Annotated in this window: 17 protein-coding genes; 15 read left to right on the forward strand and 2 right to left on the reverse strand. The window is 34.3% G+C overall.

Annotation, left to right across the window (positions count from 1 at the left end; genetic code table 11):
- Positions 1–63: 63 nt before the first annotated feature.
- The 10 genes from AC52CF_RS07850 to AC52CF_RS07895 all read left to right on the forward strand — a co-directional run bounded on the left by AC52CF_RS07850 (position 64) and on the right by AC52CF_RS07895 (position 8857).
- Entirely contained in the window at positions 64–981 is a 918-nt protein-coding gene (locus AC52CF_RS07850) for a helix-turn-helix domain-containing protein (RefSeq protein WP_214590095.1), read from the forward strand.
- A 175-nt stretch (positions 982–1156) separates the two neighbouring features.
- Positions 1157–1891: an endonuclease gene (locus AC52CF_RS07855; protein WP_214590094.1), complete on the forward strand. Its 735-nt coding sequence runs from the start codon at positions 1157–1159 to the stop codon at positions 1889–1891.
- A gap of 15 nt (positions 1892–1906) precedes the next feature.
- Positions 1907–2989 (forward strand): hypothetical protein, encoded by a 1083-nt coding sequence (locus tag AC52CF_RS07860; RefSeq protein ID WP_214590093.1) that lies wholly within the window; start codon positions 1907–1909, stop codon positions 2987–2989.
- A gap of 935 nt (positions 2990–3924) precedes the next feature.
- Complete coding sequence (locus tag AC52CF_RS07865; protein ID WP_214590092.1) at positions 3925–4641, forward strand: AAA family ATPase; 717 nt, start codon at positions 3925–3927, stop codon at positions 4639–4641.
- A gap of 39 nt (positions 4642–4680) precedes the next feature.
- Complete coding sequence (locus AC52CF_RS07870; RefSeq protein ID WP_214590091.1) at positions 4681–5019, forward strand: hypothetical protein; 339 nt, start codon at positions 4681–4683, stop codon at positions 5017–5019.
- A gap of 60 nt (positions 5020–5079) precedes the next feature.
- Entirely contained in the window at positions 5080–5793 is a 714-nt protein-coding gene (locus AC52CF_RS07875) for an ankyrin repeat domain-containing protein (RefSeq protein WP_214590090.1), read from the forward strand.
- A gap of 11 nt (positions 5794–5804) precedes the next feature.
- Positions 5805–6632, forward strand: coding sequence for a tetratricopeptide repeat protein (locus AC52CF_RS07880; protein ID WP_250902160.1), 828 nt, complete (start codon positions 5805–5807; stop codon positions 6630–6632).
- Between the two features lie 4 nt (positions 6633–6636).
- Positions 6637–7518, forward strand: a complete 882-nt coding sequence (locus AC52CF_RS07885; RefSeq protein WP_375182199.1) for an SMI1/KNR4 family protein — start codon at positions 6637–6639, stop codon at positions 7516–7518.
- 98 nt (positions 7519–7616) lie between these two features.
- Positions 7617–8189 (forward strand): tetratricopeptide repeat protein, encoded by a 573-nt coding sequence (locus tag AC52CF_RS07890; RefSeq protein ID WP_375182198.1) that lies wholly within the window; start codon positions 7617–7619, stop codon positions 8187–8189.
- A 50-nt stretch (positions 8190–8239) separates the two neighbouring features.
- Positions 8240–8857, forward strand: coding sequence for a leucine-rich repeat domain-containing protein (locus tag AC52CF_RS07895; RefSeq protein WP_214590087.1), 618 nt, complete (start codon positions 8240–8242; stop codon positions 8855–8857).
- A 126-nt stretch (positions 8858–8983) separates the two neighbouring features.
- On the opposite strand, the gene gcvP is transcribed toward AC52CF_RS07895, so the two are convergent.
- Both gcvP and AC52CF_RS07905 read right to left on the reverse strand, forming a co-directional pair.
- Positions 8984–11842: an aminomethyl-transferring glycine dehydrogenase gene (gene gcvP / locus AC52CF_RS07900; protein ID WP_214590086.1), complete on the reverse strand. Its 2859-nt coding sequence runs from the start codon at positions 11840–11842 to the stop codon at positions 8984–8986.
- 372 nt (positions 11843–12214) lie between these two features.
- Positions 12215–12586, reverse strand: coding sequence for a response regulator (locus AC52CF_RS07905; RefSeq protein ID WP_214590085.1), 372 nt, complete (start codon positions 12584–12586; stop codon positions 12215–12217).
- Positions 12587–12763: 177 nt separating this feature from the next.
- Between AC52CF_RS07905 and AC52CF_RS07910 the strand changes: the two genes are divergently transcribed.
- The 5 genes from AC52CF_RS07910 to AC52CF_RS07930 all read left to right on the forward strand — a co-directional run bounded on the left by AC52CF_RS07910 (position 12764) and on the right by AC52CF_RS07930 (position 16433).
- Positions 12764–14074, forward strand: a complete 1311-nt coding sequence (locus AC52CF_RS07910) for a PQQ-dependent sugar dehydrogenase (protein WP_290266234.1) — start codon at positions 12764–12766, stop codon at positions 14072–14074.
- A gap of 196 nt (positions 14075–14270) precedes the next feature.
- A complete protein-coding gene (locus AC52CF_RS07915) occupies positions 14271–14864 on the forward strand; it encodes a Crp/Fnr family transcriptional regulator (protein WP_496518032.1) in 594 nt (197 codons plus the stop codon).
- Between the two features lie 170 nt (positions 14865–15034).
- Positions 15035–15415, forward strand: coding sequence for a response regulator (locus tag AC52CF_RS07920; RefSeq protein WP_496518033.1), 381 nt, complete (start codon positions 15035–15037; stop codon positions 15413–15415).
- An 80-nt stretch (positions 15416–15495) separates the two neighbouring features.
- Positions 15496–15762 carry a hypothetical protein gene (locus AC52CF_RS07925; RefSeq protein ID WP_375182276.1) on the forward strand — a complete coding sequence of 89 codons (267 nt, stop codon included), beginning with the start codon at positions 15496–15498 and terminating at the stop codon, positions 15760–15762.
- Positions 15763–15833: 71 nt separating this feature from the next.
- Positions 15834–16433 carry a Crp/Fnr family transcriptional regulator gene (locus tag AC52CF_RS07930; protein ID WP_214590080.1) on the forward strand — a complete coding sequence of 200 codons (600 nt, stop codon included), beginning with the start codon at positions 15834–15836 and terminating at the stop codon, positions 16431–16433.
- Positions 16434–16870: the final 437 nt, after the last annotated feature.

The following is a 16870-nucleotide window of genomic DNA, read 5'->3' on the forward strand; positions in this document are numbered from 1 at the left end:
TCGACATCATTAAAGCAGGACAGGATTTTGTTTTGCTTTAATGATTTTTTATAAGTTTGAAAGATGGGAAATAAAATACCGAATATAAAAATAAATTCCGTTTCTGAACTGCACAGCCTGTTGGGACTTTCAAAGCCATTGCATCCTCTGATAAGTCTAATAAAAATGGATGATATTGGACGTTCTGATACCAAAGGAAAAGTAAATTTTAGTCTTAATTTTTACGGAATATCTCTGAAGAAAAATCTGAAGGGAAAACTAAAGTATGGTCAAAATTATTACGATTTCGATGAAGGTGTATTGGGAATGACCGCCCCTCAACAAGTCTTATCGGCTGACAGCGAAGATAACTATGAAGTTTCGGGTTGGTGGCTGGTTTTTCATCAGGATTTTATTTTGAATTATCCGCTGGGCAAAACCATTAAAGATTATGGTTTTTTTTCGTATTCTATAAATGAAGCCCTTCATTTATCGGATAAAGAAGAAAAAATGTTAGAAGGAATTTTCAAAAGTATAGAGCAGGAATATCAGACTTCAATAGACCAATTCAGTCAGGATGTCATGGTTTCCCAACTGGAATTATTGCTTAACTATTGCAACAGATTTTACAACAGGCAATTTCTTACCCGCAAAAAAGCAAGCAATGATTTGCTCGTTAAAATGGAAACTTTGCTTGATGAATATTTCAACAGTCATAAGATCATCGAGTCAGGACTTCCGTCTGTGCAGTATCTTTCGGAGCAGCTTCATGTTTCGCCCAATTATCTGAGTGATATGCTGAAGTCGCTAACGGGACAGAGTACGCAGCAACATATTCATCATAAAATTATTGAACAGGCTAAAGTGATATTAACCTCTACCAATTTATCCGTTGGTGAAATAGCTTATCAGCTTGGTTTTGAGCATTCTCAATCTTTCAATAAATTATTTAAAAGCAAGACCAATTTAACCCCGAAAGAATTCAGGGCTTCATTTAACTGAGAAGCGGAATGATCATAAAAAGATTCATTCCGGTCATTTGTTTAGGCTTATCCAGTTTTAAATTTATTATTGCCGGCAATCTTCACAAAAATCTGTCCCGAAATCCAAAACGTTTATGAATAAATAAAAATTCATGGCAAAATAATTGTTGTGTACATTCTCAAATTCATATTCTATGCCCGAAGGTCCACCGATTGTTCTGATGAAAGAAGATCTGCAGAAATTTGCAGGCGAAAAAGTAATGGAGGTAAAAGGAAATTCGATTACTGAAACAACAGGAATTAAAGACCATTTTTTACGCGAAATCAAAACCTTCGGAAAGCAGACGTTTTTAATTTTTGATAAAGCGAATATCCGAATTCATTTGCTGATGTTTGGTTCTTACAGCTTATTTGAAAGAAAAGATCAGGCGCAGAATCTTCGTCTGGGCTTAATCTTTAAGAACGGCGGAATGTTTTTTTATACCTGCAATGTAAAAACGGTAAAAGATAAATTTTTAAAAGATATCGATTGGGAAGCCGATGTGATGAGCGATCTGTGGAATCCCGAAAAGGCAGAAGAAAGGCTGAAAGCAAATCCTGAAATGATGGTTTGTGATGCTTTGATGGATCAGGATATTTTTGCGGGAGTGGGCAATATTATCAAAAATGAGGCTTTGTTCAGAATTGAAGTTCATCCTGAAACGCTTATTAAAAATTTACCTTCAAAAAAATTAAAGGAACTGATTGCAGAAGCCAGAAATTACAGTTTCGATTTTAAGAAATGGAAAAAAGCGAATGTCCTGAGAAAACATTTTGAAGTGTATCATCAGGAAAAATGTCCGAAATGCGGTTTGGAAATTGTGAAAAAAGAAACCGGAAAAGGGAAGAGAACGAGTTTTTTCTGTGAAAAAGATCAGAAATTGTATTAGAAAAATTAATCAGCCATGAAACTCACGTATATTTTAATTGCTCTTGTGTTGTTTTCCTGTAAACAGTATGAAATTGACAGAAACTGCTTTGAAAGCGAAAATAAAAAAGAATCTCAATACAAAGAGTTTGAGTTGGATCAGCCTGAAACCATTATCAAATCCAATCCGAAACATGTAAAATTTTCTGTCGATGCAAACGTTAAAAGTTTTGAGGAAGAACAGGATGAAATTAACAGTAATTTCTTTGATGAAAAGGAAAGCAAAAAGCGGATGGATGAATATGACCTGAAATTTTCTGAACTGAAGAAAAATTTCGGCGATCAGTTTTATTATAAAAATATTCAGAAAGAAAATGGTCTTATCTATGGAATTGGTGAAAACCAGTTCGGATACTGGCTTCTTGAAATTAAAAACAATATTCCCAATGCTTATTATCTGGGTTTGAGTAAGTTTACCCATCTTAATGAAAATCAGCCTGAAATTTTTGTTTCCGGAAACAGCATCATACTTTCCGGAAGTTTTGTAAGAATAAGCGGAAATTGGGCATATCCCGAATCTCCTTCAAAAGAAGCTGTAAAAGACAGGCTGGTTTTTGATATTGATCTGAAAGAAGTTTTAAAAGACAGCGATAAAGACCGCTTTAATGACCTGTTTGAAAAACTAATCTTATTAAATCCGGATTCAGCAGATACGGATAAAGACGGAATAAATGATTTTACCGATAAAAATCCCCTGTACAAATCTGAAAAATCAAAGTTTTCGGATCTGTATTCTCAAATTGTGAATGACGATTACGAGCAGTTTCATTTCTCTGAAAGCCATTACTTTTTCGCAGGATATTTTTCTGACTGCGATTATTTTCAAAAGATGAATCCGGAAAGTATAAAAGTTCTTATTTATCCAGAAAAAGAACAGTCTCATTTAGAATCAGATTATCGTCTCGGAATGTTTCCTGATTATGTCGGAAAGATTAAAAAAACCGATGATAAAGAACGGTTTCTGATCGATTACGGAAGTGGGGCGGGCGGCGGATTTATAGAAGCTGTTTTCAAAAGCGGTAAATGGACATTAAAAAAGACACAGACGATCGTAATTTGATTTATCAATCTCTGGATCTGATTCCTCTTTATAATTGAATGAGTTTATATATTCCGCTTTTAACATTTTCCTATATCATCCGGAAAAAATTGTAGGAAATAACTATTCTTCTTCAAAAATTTCTGCTATGTTAACAGGAAATGAGAAAAAATACTATCATTTTTCGTTCTGAAAAAAGCTGTTTTTTTCTTTACTCTAAAAAATTTTATTCAAAAAAAATACTCGAAAATGTGCCTTGTAGAGTTTCTATGCTAACATTTCTTAATATTGCGAAAGTTAAATATCAAAAATAAGTGAGATATTATTGTCCCCGAAAATGTTATTATGTATTGCATTTTTTCTTTTTTGGATTATCAACTTTTAAATACAAGCTGCAAAATATTTAACAGATCAATAATTTTTTGCACATAAATCAAAAAAAGCCATATTATTTTTTCATTTTTATATTAATTATTTGTAAACTATTTTTATCTAAATCTTAAACAAAAACTACTTAAAACACTGATATACATCATGATTATTTATTTTGGAACCTTGTTTGAAAGTCGTAATATTGCAAATGTAAAATTGATAATAAATAGTCAAATAATTAAAAATTAAACAAAATGATCACTTACATCGGAATTGCAACATGTTTAGTAGTATTCGCCTCTTATTTCGCAGCAGCAAGAAGAGAAAGAAACTAATTAGAAAGTTCTGATCTGGAGAAATTCAGTTCCTGAACAAAGACGAAATTATATTGTTATATGTTTTCAATCTGCAAAGATTGACTGCTCTTTTACTCAGCGCGAGTAAAAGGGCACAAAAAACATACAGCAAGATTTTACACTAAGGAAGATAATTTTAATTTTTATAATAGCCGATAGAAAGTCGAACATTCATTTGTTCGGCTTTTTTGTTGGATAACCTTTATCTTTGCATATAATTTTCGAAAAATGAATCTGTACAATCTTATTATTCAAGACAAAGAAGAAGTTACCCTTAATGATGTTTTCCTTGATCCCCACAATAAAGAACAGCTTGTACAGCTCATAAAAGAAAATACATTTTCCAAAGAACTTCTGGAATTTGGTCTTCCGGTTAACAACAAAATTCTTCTTCAGGGAAGTTCAGGCTGCGGAAAAACAATGACGGCAAAAGCCATTGCCAATGCTTTGGGAAAAAGCATCATCATCCTCAATTTAAGCAATATCGTTTCTTCAAGAATCGGGGAAACTTCCCAGAACATCAAAATGATCTTTGATAAAGCGGCAAGAGAAAGATCTGTCCTGTTCCTTGATGAACTCGACCAGATTGGGAAAGCAAGAGGAAGCGACGATAAAGATGTGGGCGAAATGAGACGTCTCGTAAATACTCTTATTCAATTGATTGATTACTTTCCGGAAAATGCGCTTCTTTTATGTGCGACCAATCATCCTGAAATCATTGATACGGCTTTATTAAGACGTTTTCAGCTTAAAATAGATTATGCACTGCCTTCAAAACAATTTTTAGATGATTTTTACGACGACTTGCTTGCGAAATTTCCTGAAGATTTGAGATATATTGAAAGAAAATATGATATTTCTTTTGCGGAAGCGAAAGATTATGCTTTTACTTTGGTGAAAGGGAATTTGATAAAATCATTGGAAGCTAAAGCGGAAAAGATATAGTTTCCCAAATGAAATCAGGCTTTTTTTCAAGTTCTTCTGATGTTTTTGCTTTCATGCTCTGAAAAATATAGTGGAGAAATTACTTTCAAAAACTGTAAAGTCAACTATCCTTTGCATGGTGAAGAAAAAGAAATAAAAATTAATGATCAAGCTGTTACAAATCAGTGGGAGTATGAGTCTGCTTTACGCGAATTAGCACTTTGTCTGTGTGATGAATACGATCGTAAACCTAACAAGGAAGTCAAAGATAAGATTATTGAAATTTACAGGTATAAATTCGAATATTACAGCAGAAATGATTCTTTTGAGAAGATAAATTTTGATTCTATTTTAATGGACAGGAAAAGAATTTTTGGTCCGGCAATGATAATTGATTAATAAGATATTGTTTTATATTTGGAAATTATAAATTTAAATTTCAAATAAAACTTTAACCTTATGAAAACCAAAAACCTCTTGGTCGCTTTATCTCTATTTACGTTCAACTCTGTATTTTCTCAAAAAATCTTTAATGCTATTGAAAGTCAGGACATCGAAAAGGTAACAAAATTATTGGAGAAAGGAGAAAATATAAATCAAAAATCAAAAGAGGGTATAACGCCTTTATATTCTGCAGTAGGAACTGGAAACGTAAAACTGGTTGAACTTTTAATAAAAAAAGGCGCCGATGTTAATGCGCCTTTAGAAAGCACTGCCACTCCGCTGAATTTTGCTTCTCAGGAAGGATTTATAAAAATTGTAGAATTACTTCTAAGCAATAAAGCAAATCCAAATTTTCAGGATGTTAACGGATGGACTGCATTACGTTTTGCCACAAGAAATAACAGATTTGAGGTGGTAAAATTTCTAGTCGAAAATAAAGCTACAGTAGACTCCAGAGCAAAAGATCTTGCAACACCTTTCGCAAGCGCAATCAGCAAAGGCTATTTAAACATCGCGGAATATCTTATAAAAAACGGCGCCGATATTAATAATATTGATGCTGACAATGAAACCCCAATTATGTACTGCGCTCAGGGTGGAAATTTGGAAACGGTGAAATTTCTGCTTCAATACAAGCCTGATTTAACAATTAAAAATAAGGACGGCAAAACAGCTTTGGATATGGCAAAAGAGAAAAATAATACAGAAATTATAAAGCTTTTACAGTAAAAATAATATAAATGATGAAAAAATCATTTCTTACTTTTGGGTGTATTCTTTTAATTTTAAATTCCTGCCAAAATAAATCAGAGGAAGCAAAATCTGTAACAAATGATATTGTTTTTAAAGATAAAGCAGGTCATATGATTACGAAAAGTGAATTAGAAAATACAACAGGAAAAATAAATTATGAAATTATGGATAATAAAAATATTGATCCAACAGCAAGAAAACTGCATAGAGAAGCTAGAGAACTCGGGCAGTCAGGAAAATATGATCTTGCCATTTCGAAACTTGAAGAAACCATAAAAATTCAACCCGACTGGTCATATCCTATCTATGATCTTGCTTTTACTTATCTTTTAAAAGGGGATTTCGATAATGCTTTAAAATTTTATAAAAAAACTGATGATCTTTCACCTAAAGGATTTTTCACTACAAAAACAGCTTTATACACTCTTCAGGGAGAGCAGTCGGGAAAATTTCCTAAAGGTCTCTATTTAGCTTATCTGCAAATAGAATGGACGGATGATAAGGAACAGAAATTAGAAATTGCCCAAACCTTAACCGAAAAAGTTCCTGATTTTGCTCCTGCATGGAAAGAACTTGCCAATCTTATGGATAACAAAGCAGAAAAGTTTAACGCTATTGAACAAGGTCTGTTAAAAAATCCTGACGCAGATACCAAAGGAATTCTGGAAATAAATAAGGCAATTTTACTAGACCAAAATGGAAAGAAGGAAGAAGCCAAAAACCTTCTAGGACATCTTATTTTTTTATCTGATGCTACAACAGCCAATATTGAGCTTGCAAAATTTACTCTAAACTCAATAACTGAAAAAAAATAGCAGAATGGAATTGATCAGAAAAGAAATCGAAGGAAGACAGATTGAAGTATATACAGAGTCGAAAAAATTTATCCTTGCCGGTAAGAAAGGTGATGTTAAAAATAGGCTTGAGAATTATGGAGCCGTAGTGAAAAAATTTAACAAAGATCAGGATGTTTATTTGCTGATCGGTCGCGATTTCTTTGTTTCCGGTAATTACAGTTATATCAACCGCAACTATCTTTTTGAAGATGAACTGCTGGAAAATCACTTGTCACTCAGTTTTTTCCCCAATCTTAAAAGAGATTTCTATAACATGATCCGAAGCCTGCTTCAGCGTGAAGATCTTTACATCCACTATTTTTCGATCGGAAAACCTCTAAGCAATGAGGATTTTGAAAAATATGAGAAAAAATTAAAACGGAAAATTCCTTCGGCTGTCAAAGAATTTTACAGCCTATTCGGTCACATTCAAATTTTATGGGATTATAAGGAACCTTACGTGGACAGAAGGGTAAGAGCGGGTAAAGCTTGGAATTTAGATGCTTATGACAATCATATCGGATCTATCCAGATACTGCCTTTAAAAACGGTTTTATTTGAAAAATGGGAAGAGCATTTCGATGTGGATGATGACCTGAAAATATTTGATTTTTATTCGGAATACAATATGATTGCTTTAGATCTTAATTCTGATGACGATCCAACTGTGTATAAAGGAGATAACTACGGCAATTCTTTTACAGACCATTCTACAATGAGCTTTACTGACTACATTTCTTTAACATTAAATCTCCACGGCTTGAGAGAAAGAGGAGGTTATTTTGTACATTTTTCCAGCAATAACCATTCAAAGACCAAATTAGGAGATGCGATTAAAAAATCATCTGAAATACCTTCACGATAAATTGAAAATCTTAGAATTATATAAAAATTTTCATTAAATAATAGCTGAAATTAAACATTTTTAATACTTTAGGGCTCTAAATTTAAAACTAATACGCTATGGCAATCAATTTTGCATCAGAAGAAGAGAAAAACGGTTTCTGGGAACTTTCTAATACCATTCAGGAAGGAAACTACGAAGAAGCTTTAAACCTTTCTAAAAATTTACTCGAGAGATTTCCCGACAATAAAGCTATCTACCATAATCAGATCGGCGCAATGATCTATCTTTCCAAGAATGATTACTGGGGTGCAACATCGCATTATACCAAAGCTTTAGAATATGGTTTCGATGCGGAAGCCTGTGAAGAAAACATCTGGGAATCTGCGGTAGATTCTTACAAATTTCTTATTGACAGTGAAGAAGGTTTCTGTTCACTGATGATTAAAGATACGCACGAATTTATTGCCGCCAATGATTTGGTTCAAAAATACGAAAATCTCTTCCCGAATGGAAAATATGTAGATGAAGCTAAAGAACTCAATTACATTTTCAGCTTATCAGAAGAACTGCTGGAAAGCAATAACTACAATTCTTCGGCATTACAGAAAAACTATTCGGAAAAATACCCGAATGGAAAACAACGCGAAGTGGTGACGGCTTTGTGTGAAATTATTGATAACAATACGTAATATATTTTAAGAAAAATTATTAGTAGTAACAATTCAGAGATATCTTCAATATGAATACTTTATTACCTAAAGATTATTTTTCATTTGACTTGGGAAATGATGAAAATTGGATAGGAAAGTCGTCTCAATTACCGGAGGATATAGAGAAATATATAAATATTACCTGTTTTGAAATTGGTTATAATAAATTTGAGATTTTACCGGATAGTATTTTTAGAAGTTTATTGAAACTTGAGGAAATTTATATTAATAACAATAGAATTAAAGAAATCCCAAGATCTATAGGGTTATTAAAAAAACTTGAAATTTTAACGATAAATGATAACCCCATCAGATCAATACCAATTGAGCTTACAGAGTGTGTTAATTTAGAAAGTTTTGCAGCAATTAATTGTGAATTGGAATCACTTCCTGAAGAGTTTGGAAACCTGAGTAATTTGCGGTTTTTATTACTAAATGAAAATAATATTAGATGGTTACCAATATCGATTTGTAATTTGAAAAAGTTACATCGTCTAGAATTGAGAGATAATAAACTAACAAATTTACCGGATAATTTTTTTAATCTATTAAATTTAAGACAATTAGACTTGAAAGGGAATAATATAGAAAGAAATGAATTGGATAAATTACAAAAAGCGCTTCCTAATTGTCAGATAAAAATATAGATTACTTATCTGGTTTTCAGTCTTAATAAATTACAACAAGATTGCTTCGTCGCTTCGCTCCTCGCAATGACATAAAAAATCCCTCTCATCACTGAAAGGGATTTTTCTATAACTAAAAACTTTTAATTACATATAAGCTTCAATCGGCTCACAGGTACAAACTAAGTTTCTGTCTCCGTAAGCTTCGTCCACTCTGGAGACTGTAGCGAAGAATTTGTGGTCTCTTACCCAATCTAAAGGATAAGCTGCTTTTTCTCTGCTGTATGGTTTATCCCAGGAATCGGAGATTACCAATTGTTCCGTGTGAGGAGCGTTTTTCAATACGTTATTGGCTGCATCTGCTTCACCATTTGCAATCTCATCAATTTCCTGTTTGATGGCAATTAAAGCTTCTGCAAAACGGTCAATTTCTGATTTGCTTTCAGATTCAGTCGGCTCAATCATTAAAGTTCCTGCAACCGGGAAAGAAACCGTAGGAGCGTGGAAACCATAGTCCATCAGTCTTTTCGCCACATCAGCAACTTCAATTCCTAAAGATTTGAACTGTCTGAAATCTACGATACATTCGTGGGCAACTCTTCCGTTTTCGTTTGAATATAAAATCGGGAAATGTTCTGCTAAAATTTCTTTTAAATAATTAGCATTTAAAATAGCGTGTTCCGTTGATTTTTTCAATCCTGAATTTCCTAACATTTTAATATAAGCATAAGAAATATTCAGAATTAAACCTGAACCGTAAGGCGCTGCTGAAATACCTTCAATTGCGTCTTTTGATCCGATTGTGATATTGGCATTGGAAGGTAAGAAAGGAACTAAGTGTTTAGCCACACAAATCGGACCAACTCCGGGACCTCCTCCTCCGTGAGGAATTGCGAAAGTTTTGTGCAAATTTAAGTGACAAACGTCTGCTCCGATGTTTCCGGGACTGGTATATCCAACCTGAGCGTTCATGTTGGCTCCGTCCATATAAACCTGTCCTCCGTGTTCGTGGATCAAAGCGGTAATTTCTTTAATGTTGGCATCGAAGAATCCGTATGTAGATGGATATGTGATCATTACGCAAGAAAGATTTTCAGAATGCTGTTCTGTTTTTGCTTTTAAATCTTCGAAATCGATTTCTCCGTTCTCAAGGTTTTTAACCACAACAATCTTCATTCCTGCCATTGCCGCAGAAGCAGGGTTGGTTCCGTGTGCAGACTGAGGAATCAATACAACGTTTCTGTGACCTTCACCTCTTGAAATGTGATATTCTCTGATGACCATCAATCCTGCATATTCTCCCTGAGCTCCGGAATTCGGCTGAAGAGAAGTTCCTGCAAAACCTGTGATTTTAGCTAAATCTTTCTCCAGTTCACGGATCATTTCCTGATAACCTCCTGCTTGATCAACCGGTACAAATGGATGAACTGAACCCCAATTGTCCCATGAAAGCGGTAACATCTGCGTTGCGGCGTTCAGTTTCATCGTACAGGAACCTAAAGAAATCATTGAGTGTGTCAGCGATAAATCTTTTCTTTCCAGACGTTTGATGTAACGCATCAATTCTGTTTCCGTATGGTATTTGTTGAATACTTCTTCCGTAAGAATTTCGTCTTTTCTTAAATTCTCTTCCGGAATGCTGTATCCTTCTTTAATTTCTAATTTGAAAGTCTGCTTGTCTTTGAACTGGGCAAAAGAAGCCATCAGATAATTTAATTTATCCAATGTTGTACTTTCGTTGATCGCAATACTTACAACTCCTTCTGTGAAGTAATTTAAGTTTAATTTGTGATCAAGCATCATTCTCATCAGTCTTCCTTTCTCATCTTCATTCATCGTGATTTTTACCGTATCAAAGATCGGTTCTTCCACGATTTCATATCCTAAAGCTTTCAGGCCTCCCTTCAAAGCATTGGCTTTAAAATGAATCTGATCTGCGATATAATTTAATCCTTTCGGACCGTGATAAACAGCGTACATTCCTGCCATAACAGCCAAAAGAACCTGAGCGGTACAGATGTTTGAAGTCGCTCTTTCTCTCTTAATGTGCTGTTCTCTGGTCTGCAAAGCCATTCTCAAAGCACGTCTTCCGTACATATCCTGAGAAACCCCGATAATTCTTCCCGGAATATCTCTCTTATAATCTTCCTTACAAGAGAAAAATGCTGCGTGAGGACCGCCATAACCCAATGGAATACCAAATCTCTGCGTTGTTCCCACTGCACAGTCTGCTCCCATTGAAGCCGGAGATTTTAACTTCACCAAAGCCATCGGATCACAGGCAACAACTACCTGAAGATCTAATTTTTTATATTCTACGATGTTTTCTGTATAATCTAAAACAATTCCGTTTTTCCCGGGATATTGTAATAAAACTCCGAAGTAAGAACCGTCAAACTCATGCGTTTTGTGATCTCCTTCTACAATTTCGATCTCAAGACCTTCTGCTTTTGTTTTTAATACAGAAACCGTTTGAGGAAGAACAAGATCGGAAACGAAGAACTTGTTTGCTCCCGCTTTTTTCTGATCCTTCGTTCTGTTATTGAAGAACATATGCATTGCTTCTGCAGCCGCAGTAGATTCATCCAGCAATGAAGCGTTTGCCAGAGCAAAACCCGTAAGATCACACACAACAGTCTGGAAATTAAGAAGAGCTTCCAGTCTTCCCTGTGCAATTTCCGCCTGATATGGAGTGTAAGCGGTGTACCAGCTCGGATTTTCAAAGATATTTCTCTGAATAGCCGATGGCAGCAAAGTGTTGTGATATCCGAACCCGATGTAGCTTGTATAATCAGTATTTTTCGATGCTAATTCCTTAGAATGGATCAGCATTTCGTATTCTGAAAGCGGTTCTGAGATTTCAAGATCTTTTTCTAAACGGATAGAAGAAGGGATGGTTTGAGAGATAAGCTCCTCGATACTTGAAACGCCAACTTTTTCCAGCATCGCCTGTTTATCGGCTTCATTCAGGGAAATGTGACGGCTCACAAACTGTTCTGTATTCATTTTTATTTATTAGATTTTTTAAGTAAAAAAGATTCGTAAAATTACGCATTTTTAGAAAATTGTACAACTAAATTAAAATCATAAATAAATAATCTAAAGTGTTTTAACTTATTTAAAATTAATGGCTTTTTGTTGAGTTATTGAACATAAAATCTGTTAAAAATAATCGATGGAAATAAATTTTTACCGACAGTAAATTGTCCGAAATTAAAAAATAGTGGATATTACAAGTCCTTTATTTTCAAACTTGTCAGGTTTTAACATTATTTAAATGTTAAATTTTTTCAACCGCCTGCTGAAAATTTTAATATCAGGAATTAAAAAAATCCTCCAAATCGAATGGGAGGATCTTGTATGGATTGTGGGTGATAATTACTGAAGATTAGGTTCTTTTACCAGATTTTCAATTTTTACGATCACATCATCAATGTCAAAAGGTTTAGGGATGAAAACATCTGCTTTGCAGGAATTTACCACATGGGCTGCTTTTGCATGAGCGCTGATAATCATGACAGGAATTTGAGCTGTTGCAGGATCTTCTTTAATCTGGTTGCACAGATCCGTACCCAGACCGTCCGGTAATTTTACGTCCATGATAAAAATATCAGGAATTACAGAGTGGTCTCTGTTATTAAACGCTTCCGCAGTGGCAAAAGAGCGTACATCATAATTCTCAAATGACAGGAGTAGCTGTAATGCATCTCTGATGCCTGTCTCATCTTCAACGATAAAAATTGTCTTCATATCCGTTTCGTGGCAAAAACAAAGCCAATCTTAAATAAATATTAAAATCATTGTAATTTATATCTGATTTTTACTTCATTTAAATAATACCTCTTAATGATATTCACGAATAATAGCCTTTTTCTTAAAGGAATACTTTTTGTAATCTCTCAGAAACAAAATCACAACTTATAATATATGAAAAACTACATTCTACCAGTGTTAGCTTTACTGATGTTGAGCTGTAAAGAGAATAAAAATGATAAAACAGGAAGCGATACTGCAGTCACCAAAACAGATACTCTGAAGCTTCCTGCACCGGATGAAAAAAACAGTAAAACAAAATTCAGCAATGTTCTGGGCTGGGCAAAAGGAAAAATGCCTGTGGCTCCGGAAGGATTTACCGTAACCAGATTTGCAGAAAACATTAAAAGCCCCAGAAATATGATTCAGGCTGAAAACGGAGATGTTTTTGTGGTTTTATCCAATTCTGAACGTACTGTTTCGGAGAAAATTAAAAATGACATTAGTGGAAAAAGTGATGCTGAAGTAGGAGGAAAATCTGCCAACAGAATCATTCTCTATCGTGATGCCAATAAAGACGGAATTCCTGAATCTTCCAGCGTATTTTTAGCCAATCTTAATCAGCCTTACGGAATGTTGATTATTAAAGATCAGTTTTATGTGGCAAATACCGATGGTTTATGGGTTTATCCTTACAAATTGGGAGATACGAAGATTACAAAACCGGGGAAAAAGATTGTAAATCTTCCTGCGGGTGGATATAACAATCACTGGACGAGAAACCTGATCGCCAATAAGGATCAATCTAAAATCTATATTTCCGTAGGTTCGGGAAGTAATGTAGGAGAAAACGGGATGGATAAAGAGGTGAGAAGAGCGAATATCTTGGAAGTAAATCCCGACGGAAGCGGGGAGAACATCTATGCAGCTGGTCTCAGAAACCCTGTCGGAATGAGCTGGAATCCCGTAACCGGAGAACTCTGGACTGTAGTAAATGAAAGAGATGAATTAGGCGATGACTTAGTTCCGGATTATCTTACCAGTGTAAAACAGAATGCTTTTTATGGCTGGCCATATTCCTATTTCGGTAAAAATGAAGATCCGAGAAGAAAAGGAGAAAGATCGGATCTTGTACAGAAAACAATTGTTCCGGACGTTTCTTTGGGAAGTCATACTGCCTCTTTAGGTTTAACATTTTATACAGGTTCGCAGTTTCCCGAAAAATACAAAAACGGAGCATTTATCGGACAGCACGGATCTTGGAACAGATCTTCTTTAGTAGGATATCAGGTTGCATTTGTTCCTTTTGCCAATGGTAAACCGGCAGCTTCTTATCAGCCTTTTCTTACAGGATTTATAGCAGACGAAGCAAAAGGTGATGTGTACGGAAGACCTGTCGGAGTCCTTCAGATCGCAGATGGTTCTCTTTTGGTGGCAGATGATGTAGGAGGGATTGTCTGGAGAGTTTCCCGCGCCGGTAAATAACATCATCTTAAAAATTATATGGAACAGTCCGGAAGGGCTGTTTTTTTTGGTTAAATAAATTTTGTATAATATTTAATTTCACAGGATTATGTATTTAATTATGCATTTCTCTCTAATTAAACGATAATATTTTGAATAATTATTAAAATAAAACGCTAAATATTGTTATATTCAAAGAAGAAATTTTTTAAATGCCATGGGTACTTTAGACAATATTGCGGAAACATTGGGAAAGATAATTCCGGGTATGCAGGATACTGATATTCTGAATTATAAAGGCAGAGTAAAAATAGAATATCATAAAAACGGAAGCTTATTAATTTATCCCGGAGATAAGGTGAAGTCTTTATATTTCATTAAAAAAGGAGTGGTGAGAGCATATTACTTTAGTGATGAAAAAAATATGGAAAAAACGGTATACATAAGGATGGAAAACTATTTTTTTGGCGATTACTGCTCATTAATATTAAATTCTTCGGCAAGACTTTATTATGGATGCGAAGAAGACTGTATCCTTTATAAGTTTAATTTTGATGATGTAAAGGAATACCTTCGGCAAAATTCAGGGTTGATGAAGTTCAGTTTACATTATACCCTGTTTTTACTGGGAGAGCATCTTTCCCGTAACGAAGATTTTATTTTTTTAAACCCCGAAGAAAGATACCTTAAATACGCAAAAGAAAATCCTGAAATTATGAAGCGCATACCAGAAAAGCATATTGCCTCTCTTTTGGGAGTGGCTCCCGCATCGTTGAGCAGAATAAAAAGAAGGCTTTATCCTAAAAACTGATTTCATCCAAAGAATTTATCTGATTGGAATTAACATAAGTTAATTTTCTTCCCGAAATAATATTTTTTCTTTGCTGTGAGAAATATAACGTTTAAAAAACTATTTTTTTTCAGTTTCACTTTATTATTTGCTATAAAATATAAAATTGAATTGTTTTATTTCCGAACACGATGAATAAGAATAAAATTATGATTTTCGATGATAATTATGCAACTTTTAAAGTGTTGCAGGATATACTTGAGCAGGAAAACTACGTGGTTCAGTCTCAGGATAAAAATAAAGATGCTGTAAAACAGATAGAGCAATTCGCTCCGGATATTGTTATTGTAGATATGCTGAACTCATTGTCGGGATTCGGGATTATCAGAAAAATCCGTGAACAGCAGACGCTTAAAAAACTACCCGTTATAGCGGTTTCGATAGACAGCCTCAAAAGAAAGGAAGCATTCGAAGCGGGTGCAGACTTCTTTATTGGTAAGCCTTTCGGGCTTGATGATTTGTATTCTACCCTGTTTTCTCTTGCGCACAGGAGAACTTCAGACAACTGTTAACACACTTTTAGAATCTCAGAAATTCCTATTTGCTTTATGGGTTCTCTTAAAGAAATACACAGAGGCAAATTATTTTTACTGTGTTCAGTGAAACAAATAACGGAAGATTACAGAATTTCTACAACTACTCTTCATCAATGAATAAAAAAATACAAAAGATAAAAACCACTGATTGCCATAGATTTTATGCAGATCTTTTAGAAAAGAAATGCCTTGAAAAGAAAAAAGTTAGAGGAATTATCATGAAAAAAAAGAATCTGTTTTACAAAGATATGGAATTTCTGAATCAGCTTAATTTCGGAATTCCCGATAAAAATCGGGCACTGCAAAAAAAAATCATCGTTTAATGATTCCATGAATTTATTACCCATTTTTTATTCGTCCCTCAAAACAAAGTGTTACCGTAAAATTATGATCAATGCACGATAAAAAGGAAATAGCAGAAGCTATGGCGGACAAAATAAAAAGTATTTCTTACGATGATGTCTATCATTATCCGGGAAAAATAGCCGTTGAAACCTATACCGCCGGTGCTATCTTCATAGAGCCGGGAGATGTTTGCCAATACTTTTACTTTATTAAAAAAGGTATTGTACGGACGTATTATGTTTCAGGCAAAAATGAGCTTGAAAAAACCATTTTCATAAGACTCGAAGGAGACCATTTCGGAGATTATTATGCTTTGATCCGTAATCTGGAAAGCAGATTGTACTTCGAATGTCTGGAAGACTGCATTTTCTACCGGTTTGAGCTCTCCGAACTTCAGTCTTACGTTTATTCCAATGAAAGGATGCTGTCTGTAGCTTTCGATTTTATGATGAATTTAATCGCAGAATATATCATACGGCAGGAAGATTTCATCTTTTTCACTGCTGAAGAACGGTACATTAAATTTTCTAAAGAATATCCGGAAATTATCAGTCGGGTTCCGGCAAAATACATCTCCTCACTTTTAGGAATTACTCCCGTATCGTTAAGCAGGATAAAAAAAAGAATTCAGAGAAGATCCGAAAAATAAAGCACACCGGAATCTCTTCAGAGGTAAGACAAATAAAAGACAGATAAAATTCAATATCTGTCTTTCTCGAAATAAGATCTCTATTTCATTTGGGTTTTAATAGGTTAATCAAATTTTCCTTATTGTGTATCTTTATATAACAAAGGAAAGTAAAATCTAAATGACCCGAATTATCATTTGTTAATTTCACACAAGTTTGATAAATTATATTACAAGTAAAGAAAAGATCACTATTTTACAGCCATATCATGATTCGATAAACTACGATCATGCCATTTGTTTTAGGTTAAATTACTGATAATGAGCAAGTATTATTTAGTAATGCTTTTCAGGGAATAATGTTATGACACAGGTCATAAACTGCAGCACCGGATACAAGGTATATTTGGGAATGAAAGGATTTAAAATTCCTTCAGATTAATTACACACCAAACCTA

This window comes from Chryseobacterium sp. 2P (assembly GCF_059579425.1).